The organism is Dyadobacter beijingensis DSM 21582 (assembly GCF_000382205.1).
Taxonomy (GTDB): Bacteria; Bacteroidota; Bacteroidia; order Cytophagales; family Spirosomataceae; genus Dyadobacter; species Dyadobacter beijingensis.
This window is the reverse complement of sequence record NZ_KB907786.1, coordinates 773,572-786,025: the sequence shown is the minus strand read 5'-3', so window position 1 is coordinate 786,025 and position 12,454 is coordinate 773,572. Positions and strand designations below refer to the sequence as shown.

11 protein-coding genes are annotated in these 12,454 nt (G+C 53.1%); 4 read left to right on the top strand and 7 right to left on the bottom strand.

Annotated elements, in window-relative coordinates; genetic code table 11:
- Positions 1-2: 2 nt before the first annotated feature.
- Both H144_RS0103345 and H144_RS0103340 read right to left on the bottom strand, forming a co-directional pair.
- A complete protein-coding gene (locus tag H144_RS0103345) occupies positions 3-980 on the bottom strand; it encodes an ABC transporter ATP-binding protein (RefSeq protein ID WP_019940618.1) in 978 nt (325 codons plus the stop codon).
- A 2-nt stretch (positions 981-982) separates the two neighbouring features.
- A complete protein-coding gene (locus tag H144_RS0103340) occupies positions 983-1,561 on the bottom strand; it encodes a nitroreductase family protein (RefSeq protein WP_033402407.1) in 579 nt (192 codons plus the stop codon).
- Positions 1,562-1,783: 222 nt separating this feature from the next.
- Between H144_RS0103340 and H144_RS0103335 the strand changes: the two genes are divergently transcribed.
- The gene (locus tag H144_RS0103335; protein WP_019940616.1) at positions 1,784-2,104 is read left to right on the top strand and encodes a heavy metal-binding domain-containing protein; all 321 of its coding nucleotides are present in this window, start codon (positions 1,784-1,786) and stop codon (positions 2,102-2,104) included.
- A gap of 29 nt (positions 2,105-2,133) precedes the next feature.
- Here H144_RS0103335 and metF read toward each other — a convergent pair whose 3' ends face one another.
- Positions 2,134-3,090 carry a methylenetetrahydrofolate reductase [NAD(P)H] gene (gene metF / locus H144_RS0103330; RefSeq protein WP_019940615.1) on the bottom strand — a complete coding sequence of 319 codons (957 nt, stop codon included), beginning with the start codon at positions 3,088-3,090 and terminating at the stop codon, positions 2,134-2,136.
- Between the two features lie 441 nt (positions 3,091-3,531).
- Positions 3,532-3,987 (bottom strand): GNAT family N-acetyltransferase, encoded by a 456-nt coding sequence (locus H144_RS0103325; RefSeq protein ID WP_019940614.1) that lies wholly within the window; start codon positions 3,985-3,987, stop codon positions 3,532-3,534.
- Positions 3,988-4,104: 117 nt separating this feature from the next.
- Between H144_RS0103325 and H144_RS0103320 the strand changes: the two genes are divergently transcribed.
- Positions 4,105-4,818: a YebC/PmpR family DNA-binding transcriptional regulator gene (locus H144_RS0103320; RefSeq protein WP_026350378.1), complete on the top strand. Its 714-nt coding sequence runs from the start codon at positions 4,105-4,107 to the stop codon at positions 4,816-4,818.
- On the opposite strand, the gene H144_RS0103315 is transcribed toward H144_RS0103320, so the two are convergent.
- A complete protein-coding gene (locus H144_RS0103315) occupies positions 4,815-5,261 on the bottom strand; it encodes a hypothetical protein (RefSeq protein ID WP_019940612.1) in 447 nt (148 codons plus the stop codon). The genes H144_RS0103320 and H144_RS0103315 overlap by 4 nt on opposite strands.
- Before the next feature lie 340 nt (positions 5,262-5,601).
- Here H144_RS0103315 and H144_RS0103310 point away from each other — a divergent pair, with 340 nt between their 5' ends.
- Positions 5,602-9,213 (top strand): CotH kinase family protein, encoded by a 3,612-nt coding sequence (locus tag H144_RS0103310; protein ID WP_019940611.1) that lies wholly within the window; start codon positions 5,602-5,604, stop codon positions 9,211-9,213.
- A gap of 40 nt (positions 9,214-9,253) precedes the next feature.
- Here H144_RS0103310 and H144_RS0103305 read toward each other — a convergent pair whose 3' ends face one another.
- Together H144_RS0103305 and H144_RS34545 are read right to left on the bottom strand one after the other, a co-directional pair.
- Positions 9,254-10,969, bottom strand: a complete 1,716-nt coding sequence (locus H144_RS0103305; protein ID WP_019940610.1) for a T9SS type A sorting domain-containing protein — start codon at positions 10,967-10,969, stop codon at positions 9,254-9,256.
- Positions 10,970-10,979: 10 nt separating this feature from the next.
- On the bottom strand, positions 10,980-11,138 hold the full coding sequence (locus tag H144_RS34545) for a hypothetical protein (protein WP_169409362.1): 159 nt from the start codon (positions 11,136-11,138) through the stop codon (positions 10,980-10,982).
- A gap of 392 nt (positions 11,139-11,530) precedes the next feature.
- Here H144_RS34545 and H144_RS0103300 point away from each other — a divergent pair, with 392 nt between their 5' ends.
- Entirely contained in the window at positions 11,531-12,451 is a 921-nt protein-coding gene (locus tag H144_RS0103300) for an aspartate carbamoyltransferase catalytic subunit (protein WP_019940609.1), read from the top strand.
- Positions 12,452-12,454: the final 3 nt, after the last annotated feature.

The following is a 12,454-nucleotide window of genomic DNA, read 5'->3' as shown; positions in this document are numbered from 1 at the left end:
AATCAAATGCTTTTGAGGTCTTTGGACGCATAAGTTAAATGCACCTCCTGCCCGATTGCGAGGTCGGGCTTGTTGCGGTAAAAGGATAAATGTTCCTTCCCCTTTACACAACGGATTTCCCAATGGTTGCCATGAAAGCGCACGGCTTCCACGTTGCCTACCCAACGGCTCTTGTCGGGATTGCGCGTCGGTTTGATCTTCTCGGGACGAATGTAAAATTGCTGCTTGTCGTGGTCGCCGGCGATCCAGTTGATATCGCCCGTCAGTTCGGCAACGTAGGCATTCACGGGGTTATTGTAAACTTCCTGCGGTGTTCCGATCTGGATAATTTGCCCGTCACGCAGCACAGCGATCCGGTCCGACCACGCCAACGCGTCCGCAGCCTCGTGGGTGACGAATATGCAGGCCATTTTCTCGCGCTTGCGCAGGCGCTCGATCGCGTCCGCGAGTACGCGGCGGTTATGGTTGTCCAGATGGGCGAACGGTTCGTCGAGCAGCAGCACATCGGGTAGCTCGGCAATGGCCTTGGCAATGGCGGTACGCTGTTTTTCACCACCGGAAAGCAATTTAGCCTTGCGGTCTTTCACGCTTTTCAAAGCGGTGGTTTCCAGCAGCTCCGCTACTTTTTCGGCACGATAATCGGGCTCATAGAAGCGTAGCGAATAGGCGATATTTTCTTCCACCGTCTGGTTCGGGAACAGTTCGAACTCCTGGTGAATGAGCCTGATGCCCTCGTGGCCGGGCATCAGTTCGCCCGCGACGGGTTTGAGCAGCTGCCCTTTAAAAAAAACATCACCTTGCTCCGCATCCAGGAAACGCCCCAGAATGCGCAGCAAGGTGCTTTTGCCCGATCCGCTTTCGCCCAGGATACCCAGCCATTCGCCCGGCGCGAGGTCGAGGTCTATGGCGGAAAGGACGGTGTCGTTACCGAATGTTTTGGTAAGCTGCTGTGCGCGGAGGGTCGGGCGGGACTGTTTCATGCTCAGGCCCAGGTGATTTTTTCCTGAATGGTGCTATTGCGGCGCGCAGGCATTTCCGGCGCATTGTGGTAGCCCAGGTAATACAGGCCGAGGCATTTCTGGCTTTCGGGCAGGCCCAGGTATTCGGCCAGTTCTTTCAGTACCGCCGGGCTGCTCCAATAGGAGCCGATGCCGTAAGCGGTGGCCGTAAGCCACATATTTTGTACCGCACAGGCTACCGCCGCCGTTTCCTCCCATTCAGGCAGGTCGTTGGGGTGAAGCTCGGCGTTGATCGCGATTACGACAGCCGATTTCAGGATTTTCTCGCCCGCAGCCTCGTAGCGCGCCTGCGAGAACGACTCCGCCGGCGTGTTGTTGCGGTAGCGCTCCATGAAGAAGTTCGCCAGGTGTTGCAGCTTTTCCTCGCCCCGGAACACCATGAACCGCCACGGCTCCGTACGCTTGTGTGTAGGCGCGTAGTTGGCGTTTTCAAGGATATTTTCAATGATTTCCTGGGGGATTTCCTTCTCGATATAGCTGGGTGGGAAAATGCTCCGGCGGGTCCGGATAATATGGTTGATGACGTCTACTGTTTGTTCCATTTCAAAAAAATTACGCATTCAAAATTACTCAAAGGGCAAAACTAACGATTATTAGCCCGTTTTCCGTCAAACGCGGCGAAGTACGGGGCAATTTTCAAATCATACCTAAAATTTACCTCGAACTTATGCTACTTTGCCACTAAACCATTATTTTCAGCGTCCTCTTTGGCAAATCCCTTAATTTGGCCCGTCAAAATCAACACCAATCAAACCTGAAATCGCATGCTTGTTACTACTACCCCGAACATCGAAGGTAAAAGAATCATTAAGTATATCGGACTGGTGAACGGTGAGGCCATTATCGGCGCCAATTTTGTAAAGGACTTCCTCGCCGGCATCCGCGACGTGGTAGGCGGCCGCTCAGGCTCCTACGAGCAGGGCCTCCGCGAAGCCAAGAGCATCGCCATTCGCGAAATGATGGAACAGGCGCAACGCCTCGGCGCCAATGCAGTCATCGGCGTCGATATCGACCTGGAAACGATCGGAAACGGCAGCTCCATGCTCATGGTTAGTGCCAACGGAACGGCGGTCTGCTACGAATAGCAGCGCTGTCTTGCATTAAAGTCTTTACATTAAAACACGCCGCGGGCGATCTGCGACACATTGTCGGACTTGCCCATCGTGTAAAAGTGCAGCACCGGCACGCCATAGGCCATCAACCCCTTGCTTTGCTGAATACCCCATTCGATGCCCACCTGCCGCACTTCCTTGTCCGTCGCGCATTTCTGTACCTCTTTCACGAGTTCCTCCGGGAATTCGAGGTGAAAAATATCCGCCAGGACGGTCAGCTGCTTTTTGGTTGAAAGCGGTTTCAGGCCGGGGATAATGGGTACGGTAATGCCTTCCGCGCGGCAGCGCTCCACAAAGCTGAAATATTTCTCATTATCGAAAAACATCTGCGTCACGATGTAATTGGCGCCAAGTTCTATTTTCTTTTTTAACGCGGCATAATCGGAATCGAACGAAGGCGCGTCGAAATGCTTTTCGGGGTAGCCGGCCACACCGATGCAGAAGTTGGTGGGCGACATTTCGGTTTCCGCATTGAGCAGGATTCCCTTATTCATATTATCCACCTGCGTCACCAGCTCGGAGGCGTAGGAATGCCCGCCCGGCTTCGGCTGGAAAACACCGGCCGACCTTTCGGCATCACCGCGCAGCACAAGCACGTTGTCGATACCCAGGTAATGCAGGTCGATGAGCACATCCTCGGTTTCGTCTTTGGTAAAACCACCGCAGATCACGTGCGGCACCGCGTCCACCTTGAAACGCTCCATCAATCGCGCGCAAATGCCCACCGTACCCGGACGCTTCCGAATGGGAATGCGTTCGATGGTGCCATCCGGCCCGACTCGGTCGATCAGCTCCTCCCGATGGTAAGTTACGTCCACAAACGGGGGCCTGAACTCCATCAAAGGCTCGATGGAATTCAGCAATTCGTTGATGTTCTGTCCTTTCAGTGGGGGGATGATCTCGATCGAAAATAGGGTTTTGCCTTCGGCGCGGCGAATGTACTCGGTTACTTTGGTCATGTAAAAATGCGCTGGTGTGTTCTAAAACAGTACAAATGAACACGATTTCGACCTGCTAACCAATCGGCGGGCACAAAAAAATGGCCTACCGCATTACAGTAGGCCATTCCACGTAAACCCTCCTCTATCAGTGTTCGTCAAAAATGTTAATTGGGTTGCTGACAGGGCGTCAGTCCCAAAGCAACAATTTGCTTGACTGAATACTAATAACTAAAATTCTGTGCCAAATTAGGAAAGAAAGAGTTCGCGAGCAATTTATATCAAACTTTTTTTATCGAAATGTAGATTAATTACTACGTTTTTCTCCTAAGATCCAGTTTTCGGCCTGTTTGAGTACCGTTTCATCCCCGTTTTAGCACATTTGCGGTTACATACAGTGTTTATTATTTCAACACTTTTGGGAATCGATTCCCCAAAAGGTTACACATTTTGTAGTATCCGCTAATTTGGGCGGGTCATTTCGATATGTTCGATGCCATCTTCAAGGTAAATGTCGCCCGATTGCCTGAAACCAAACGATTCATAAAACCTTTTCAAATACAGCTGCGCCCCGATACGGATCGCGACTTTGCCATACATTTCTTCGAGTTTCGCGATCGACACGTTGAGCAGTTCGATCCCGTAGCCGGAACCGCGCCCCAGCCCGGACACGACGATCCGCCCGATGGACGGGTATTCGTACGACAGGCCCGGCGGTACGATGCGTGCGTATGCCATCAGCTGCCCGTCGCGGTACCCAGCCGCGTGCAGGCATCGCTGGTCCTTGTTATCCATATCCAGAAAGCAGCATTTTTGCTCCAAAACGAAAATTTCGCTGCGCAGCCGGAGGATGCCGTAAAGCTCCGCATTAGTAAGTTCTTCGAAAGACTGAAATTGCCAGTCGAGCTGATGATTCATGAAAGTGTTAAGCGAAAGAATTTATTTTAACCTGATATTGACCGTTTTTATAAATTTGCGGCACAATTGACAATATTAAGGTACCAATATTAAAATAACCAATTATACATTATAAGTATGGGAAGGGCTTTTGAATACAGAAAGGCGCGGATGTTCAAACGGTGGGACAAAATGGCGAAGACATTCACCCGGATCGGGAAAGAGATTGTGCTCGCCGTGAAAAGCGGTACAGCCGACCCCGCCACCAACTCCAAACTCCGGGTTCTCCTGCAAAACGCAAAGGCAGTGAACATGCCGAAGGAAACCGTGGAAAGGGCGATCAAACGCGCTACGTCCAAGGATCAGGAAGATTATAAGGAAATGGTGTACGAAGGCTACGGCCCGCACGGCATCGCGATCCTCGTCGAAAGTACGACGGATAACCCAACCCGCACGGTGGCTAACGTAAGGAGCTACTTCAACAAACTGGGCGGCAGCCTGGGCACCATGGGCATGCTCGACTTTATTTTCGACCGCAAATGCATTTTCAAGGTCAAAAACACGGGTAAGGACCTCGAAGAACTCGAATTCGAACTGATCGACGCAGGCGGCGAAGAGGTATTCCTCGATGAAGAAACGAACCTGATCAACATTTACGGGGAGTTCCCGGCATTCGGTGCGTTGCAGCATTTCTTCGAAGAGAACGGCTACGAAATCGTGGAAGCAGATTTCGAACGCATTCCGAACGACACGAAGACTTTGAGCGACGAACAGATCGCGGAAGTGGAAAAGCTGATCGAGAAAATCGAGGAAGACGACGATGTGGTACGCGTGTTCCACAACATGGCTTAATGCAGCGCCACGATCCGGTGTTGTTTTTTCATAAACTCAAAAAAAGTCCCGGGCTCCTTTCCTAACAGCGAGGCACCCACGGGCGACGAAGATGAGACTGCTATCACGGTCTCATTTTCTATTTTAATGGCCCCCAGGCTCACGGCGATGAAGAACCAGCCCGCCGTGGTTTCGATCAGCGACCCTACCGCGCTGCGGGCCGGGGTATCGCCTTCCCCGATTTTTTCCAGGATCAGCCGTTCCTGACGCGCCTGCTCGTACTGGCGCGCGTGCATATTGCGGTCGAGCTGGCCCATCGAGCGCGACGTTTCGTACTTATCCCCCATCGAACTTTTCCCCTGATCGTTAGCCGATTCCTGCGCGGCTTCCATGGCGTCCCACGCCACCTGCATCCGTTCGTCGAGCAGTGATTTCAAATGGGTGATCAGCGTTTGTTTGTCCATGGTCAGGATTATGGTCGGTCTGGTTTATTAAAAGGTAGCAAATATAAGCAACGCGATCCATTTCAAGGGAGCGACGTACGCGCACCCCGCTTCTACGAGGGGCATTAATCTTACCTACATGGCTATACCAAGTATTTCTTACGGTTTCGCATTGAAAAACAGAAATAATGCAATGGTTTCAGAACTATTTCAGGGGCGCCCCCGCACTTCATTTAACCGGAAGTCAACTTCCTGAAAACTAGTACACTATACGTCAAATTAGCCGAAAATAGGTTACGAATTATTAGCATTTAAGCTGCAAAAAATTTACTTTATATCAGAAATATCCCCCTCTATCATCATGAAATATTTATACTACATACTATCGGTGGCAGCATGCCTCCCGTGCATGATCTGCCAAGGCCAGTCCATCAAGATCAATGAATTGATGGCATCTAACTCGACTTCCTACCTGGATGAAACCGGCTCGGATGAGGATTGGATCGAGTTGTACAATGCCGGCGTAACGGCCGTCGACCTGAGCGGGTACTACGTTTCCGACGACGCGGGCGAACTGAAAAAATTTCAGCTGCCATCGAACGCCGGCCGCCTGACGATCCAGCCCGGCTCTTTTCTGATTCTCTGGGCAAGCGGCCTGCCCTCGCGCGGCCCGCGGCACATCGGTTTCGGGCTGAGCGGTGACGGCGAGCAGTTTATTCTCACGGCCCCTAACGAGGCCATTATCGACCAGGTGAGTTTTACCAAACAGCGAACGGACGTGTCATACGGCCGCCTCACCAATGGCGCTGCCGACTGGGTGTACTTTTCGCCCTCCTCACCCAATGCGAACAACGCAGCGGCGAATGCTTACGCGGGTTTCTCCTCTCCGCCGGTGATGAGCACGGAAAGCGGTTTCTTCCAAAGCAATTTTACATTGACAATCTCCGCGGCCTCGCCGGGTGCAGAGATCTTTTACACGACCGACGGCTCCGAGCCCGACAAAAACAATATCACCGCGCCGGGCAAGGCATACCAATACAAAAACCAGTACCCGAAAGATCCGGGACAAACGGCCGGGCCGACATTTACCAACTATTTCCTGACACTCAAACAGAACTCGCCGGTAGATATCCCGATCACCGACAAATCGTTGCAGCCGGATGTGTACGCGTCCATTTCCGCCACCAATGATTTTGTACCTACCTATAATGCGGTTCCCGTGAAGCCGGTATACAAAGGCACGGTGGTCCGCGCGAAGGTGTACGAAACGGGCAAACTGCCGAGCGAAACCGTGTCGCGCTCGTACTGGTTCACGGCCGACGGGCAGCCTAAATCGCAACTGGCCGTGTTCTCCGTCAAGGTGGACCCGGACGATATGTTTGATTACGAGGACGGTATCGGCGTCGCGGGAAAGGATTTCGTGGACTGGCGCAATGCAAATCCGGGCGCCGGGTCGTTCGGGACGCCTGTCGGCAACTACCACCGAGGCACCGAAATTCCTGCGAATGTGGAAATCCTGATCAATGGTGCTGCCGTTGCGAACCAGGAGCTGGGCCTGCGCATCCACGGGCAGGGCTCGCGCACGCACGACAAAAAAAGTTTCAGGCTCTACTCCACCGGCCCGAACGCCTCCCAGAGCGAGATCGATTACCCGCTGTTTCCGGCATTGCCATTCCATACATTCAAAAGGGTGATCCTCCGCAATTCGGGCAACGACTACGAACGCACACTGATGAAGGATTCCTACATTCACCAGATCGCAAAGGGGCTGAACATGGAGTTGCAGGATTACCGCCCCGTCACCACTTACCTGAATGGAGAATACTGGGGCATTCACGACCTCCGCGAGCGCCAGGACGAGTATTACTATGCAAGCCATTACGCCCTGGAACCCGAAAACATCGAGTTTTTCGCCGATCCGCAAATCGAGAACAATTCGGGGCATTATGCCGATCTGTCCAATTATATCAAATCCCACAACATGGCCGACGCCGGCAATTACAACTATGCATTGCAGCGCATGGACATGGACAATTTCATCGATTACTGCATTCTGGAACTCTACGCGGCCAATTGGGACTGGCCGTACGGGAACATCACCTACTGGCGCCATAAGGTGCCTTACAATCCGTCGGCCGGAAAGGGCAAGGACGGCCGGTGGCGCTGGGCGTTGTTCGATGTGGATTTGAGTTTCGAAGAAGTGGACGCCAACCAGTTTGCCAAGGCATTGGGTGCACCCGATTTCCTGCTAAGTTACCTGCTGCCTAATACGACGTTCCGCAATAAATTCATCAACCGCTACGCCGACCTGATCAATACCCATTTCCAGCCGCAGCGGTTGCTGGATCAAATTAATGTTTGTAAAAATCTGATTTACAACGAAATGTCGGAGAATATCAAACGCTGGAACCGGCCTTCGAGCTTCGCTACCTGGGAATCGAATGTGAACCTGATGGTCAATTTTGCGAATAACAGGCCCGGTGTCGCACGTAGCCATATTCAAAGCCAGTTCAATCTGAGCCAGGGCACACGGCAAATCACAGTCAATGTTTCGAACGCCGCACACGGTTACGTCCGGGTGAATACGATCGACATTATCCCGACGACCCTCGGCGTTTCGGCCAATCCGTATCCGTGGGTGGGTACCTATTATAAGGATGTCAATATCACATTGACGGCCGTTCCGAAACCGGGTTTCAAATTCCTGCAATGGGAAAATCTGTCGAATGGCGCCGTTCTGAACACGCCAACCATTGAATTCGCCCCCTCGTCGCTCTCCAACTATCGGGCGGTATTCGCCACCGACGTCGCCCCCGTGCAGGTGCCAGCGCCCCTGGACGCGGGCGCTTGCGTGTACAACTTCAATGCATGGCTTGCTACCGCGGCTTCCGGCACATTCCCGGACAATATGCGGTTCGTGTACATGGAAAACGACGACCCCGGCCTCACATCGAACGTCGTGGGCTTCACAAGCGGCGTTTACAACCTCACCAGCCGCACACGTATCAACGGAATGGGCGACGCCGGCATTTCGTTTATCAATACCGGCAATGCGGCTGGCAACCCCGGCTACCCCGGCATGAAGCTTGGCGGCGCCATTCTGGCTTTGAATACCGAGGGAAAAACGATCGTGAGCGTGAAATGGACGGGCGGCACGGTTACGCCTAATCCACGGCCTTACGCGATACGCCTCCAATACCGCCTGTCGGAGAGCGGCCCGTTCACGGATGTGCTCAATACGGCCAAACAGCCGGTAGAATATGTACGGTCGGCCATGGCGGGCCACGAACAGCTGATGGATTGGGTAGCGCTGCCGCCAGAGGCATTGAACCAGCCCTACGTGCAGCTGCTATGGCGCTATTACTGCACCGATCCCGCATCCGCCGGTGCCCGCGACGAGCTGCGACTGGACGACATTTCGGTACAAACCTGCTCCAACCCGCTGCCGGTAACATTGCTGAGTTTCAATGCAAGAGCAGCAGAAGAAAAAGTGGTGCTCACCTGGGCCACGGCCGAGGAACGCAACAGCGAGTATTTCGATGTGGAACGCTCCCGCGACGCCCGCTCCTGGGCCGCCGTCGGCCGCCTGAGCGCAAAAGGAACTACCCACACATTCACCGAGTACCGCCTGGAAGATGCCGACCCATTTGCCGGAACGAGCTACTACCGCCTGCGGCAGGTGGACACCGACCAGTCTTTCACGTACTCGCACATTGCGACGGTGCAGCGGCCGGGTTTTGTGGCGAGCGTGTTCCCGAGTCCGGCTGACCATATTTTGTATATCAAACTCCCCGGACAGAAGGACCGTTTCAGCTACATCATTTCCGATGCTGCGGGCAACATCCGGCAGCGGAACTACGTCCCGCAGGGGAGATCGTCCATTCCGGTTGGCAATCTTACCACGGGTCTGTACGTGATCCGGATTCAACACAATGACGGGACATTCACTTCCCTGAAATTTATCAAGCAGTAAATGCCCCGTCCGCTTTGGCCTTGCCGGATAACCGGCGAGGTCAGAGCTTGGTAATGCGCTTGCGGACTACCTCGCCGCCCGCTTTGAACTCGATGATGTATTCCCCGCGGTGCAGCCCCGATACATCGAGCTCGCTGCCCGCAGGCTTCTCCATCATGGTTTTGCCATTCAGATCCAGCACTTTCAGGCCACTCACGACAGAGCCGTCGCTGGTAGCCACTTCGATCACGTGCTGCGACGGGTTGGGATAAACGGCCGTTTCCCGCGCGACCTGGGTGCTTCTTACGGCAATAATGCGCGACAATGTGGCTGTTCCGTCATAATCGACCTGGTTGAGGCGGTAATAGGTCGTATTCGTTGCGGGCGATTCGTCCGTGAAATGGTAGCGGTTCGTCTCGCGGCTGTCGCCCACGCCCTTCACGTTGCCTACCGTCGTAAAGCGCACGGCATCGGTACTTTTCTGGATTTCGAAGAAGTCGTTGTTCGTTTCGGAGGTCGTCACCCATTCCAGTTCGTTAAAACCGCCGGCGGCTTTCCGGCCGTTGAAACTCACGAGCGTAACCGGCAGGGGCGGCGGCGGAAGGGCCGGCATCGTGGCCATCCACGATTTCGCATTACCCAGCACATTCTCAGCGGGGTTCATGATGGCGTCGCGCCAGAACCCGGCCGCCATTTTTTGACCTAATTCATTAAAATGCAGGTTATCATAGCGCCCCTCGTTGCCGATCGCATTCAGGTTCGCACCGCGGAAAGTGTTAGGATCGTCGTTGATCAATGCATTTTGCGCATCGGTGATCTCCTGCCGGATGCCGTTATTATAGCAGGATGTCGCCACGAGCCACGCCAGGTCCTGGTAATTGGCATCGTTCCGGCTTTTCTCCACCACTTTCTGGCTCCTGAAATAGAAACCGGCACCCGTCGTATCGCCGTCGTTGATCCCATGCGCCGACAAAATCGCCCGCAGCCCGGTGCGGGGCGCATACTTCGTGAGTGTATTCCTGATGTTTACATAAGGCATGCGGATATTGTAATTGATAAATCCGTGGCTGAATGGAATGTTATATGCGGCTTTGTAGAAATGCCCCATATTACTCCCGCCAAATGCCGCACTGTAAAACAAAATGGGCACATTCAGCGCTTTCACGAGCGAATCGCCCAGCTTCGACCAGAACCACGGCTGGTCGGCCATCGGCGCAATGCCGCAGCTTTGGCATAAATGCGTCGGTTCGAGCGGCGGGAGGTTATCCGCGCTGCCCGTTTGAAGGTACAGGTTACGCAGTCCCGGATTGGCGTTCGGGTTAATGGAGTTGACGAGATCGCTTGCCGAGCCGGTCATCGGGCCCTCCGCAGCGGCCGCATTGGAATGCCCTACAATTAGAAACACCTCCCCTACACCTACTTTCTCGATCGTGGTCACATTACCGACCTGCTGATTTCCGGGGTTCATCCCGCGTACTTCGAGGTCGAAACGCCCGCCCGTTGCGTTAAGAAATCCGCCGAAATTACCGCCGGTAAGTCCCGACGCGATCGTAGTCCAGCCCACCGCATTGCCCGGCTCGCCGGCACGGGTCTTCAACCGCGCCTCGATGTGGTTGATCTGATTGCCCGTGTAGGTACCCGTCACAAACACCTTTGAATTCCCCGATTGGTCTCTCTGAAAAACGATCCTGGCGGATGGAAAATTGACGTTGACCTGCGCCCGGACCATCGGGAAGCTGAACAGGCAAACGAAAAATAAATAAAGCTTTACGCGCATAGGAAGATGGTTAAATGATGAAAAACTGAAAACGAACGAGTGTAGATGCTCTCAAACGGGGGTGCTCTTCCATCCAGCCCTGCGGCGCGGATATAACTACAATCAAAAGGTTTGCTTTCAGCCTCGACCATACCTTTCCCATGAAGCCCGTACGACATAGTAATGTCATAGGACCATCAGTCCTTTTTGAATTGAAACTTGTTGTAATGTGTTGATATTCAAGAAATAGGGAGGAATAAACCTTCTTGAAGCAGGATATTACAAGTCGGCCGTTAACAAAAATAGCAAACAGAAAAGAAGAAATATGTGGAAATATTCAAATAAATTATTCGAGTAGAAATAAACTTATTCTACGGTATTAATTGAAATATATTCAAAGTTTATCTCTACAAAAATGGGATGGGCTTGGCATCCGCATCGGAGCGGGAAACCCGGTGAGAATGAGCGGCAGAATGCTATCGGCCTCAAAATGTCGTGAAATGGGATGGCTGAAAATCGCGCCGGGATTTTCTCATTGACGGGTTCCTTCTTATCTTTGCCAAACTTTCTTGAATACCAGCAATGACACAACTTTCGGTCCGGCACTTACTTGGAATCAAAAACCTGAACGAGAATGACATTCAAACGATCTTAGATACGGCGACCCAGTTCAAGGAAGTCATCAACCGCCCTATCAAGAAAGTTCCTTCCCTTCGGGACATTACCATTGCCAACGTTTTCTTCGAAAATTCCACCCGCACCAGGTTATCCTTCGAACTCGCGGAAAAGCGCCTTTCGGCCGATGTAGTTAACTTTTCGGCTTCCGGCAGTTCGGTAAAAAAGGGGGAGACACTGCTCGACACGGTCAACAATATCCTCGCCATGAAAGTGGATATGATCGTGATGCGCCACAGCAGCCCCGGCGCCCCGCATTACCTCTCCACACGCATCCCCGCGAATGTGGTAAATGCAGGCGACGGCACGCACGAACACCCTACCCAGGCATTGCTCGACGCGTTTTCCATGCGTGAAAAGCTGGGCGACCTCGCCGGTAAAAAAATCGCGATCATCGGCGACATTACGCATTCACGCGTAGCATTGTCCAATATATTTTGTCTGCAAAAACTCGGCGCCGAAGTGATGGTATGCGGGCCGTCCACACTCATTCCCAAACATTTGGGCGAGCTCGGCGTAAAAATCGGGCATAATGTCAAGGAAGCGCTGCAATGGTGCGACGTCGCCAACGTACTGCGTATACAGCTGGAACGGCAGCAGATCAAGTATTTCCCTTCGCTGCGGGAGTACTCGTTGTATTACGGTATCAACAAGGCCATGCTCGACGAGCTGGATAAGGAAATCGTGCTGATGCACCCGGGACCGATCAATCGCGGGGTCGAATTGTCATCGGACGCGGCGGATTCGCAGCACTCCATTATCCTCAACCAGGTCGAAAACGGGGTGGCGGTGCGGATGGCCGTATTGTACCTGCTTGCACAGCAATAGGCT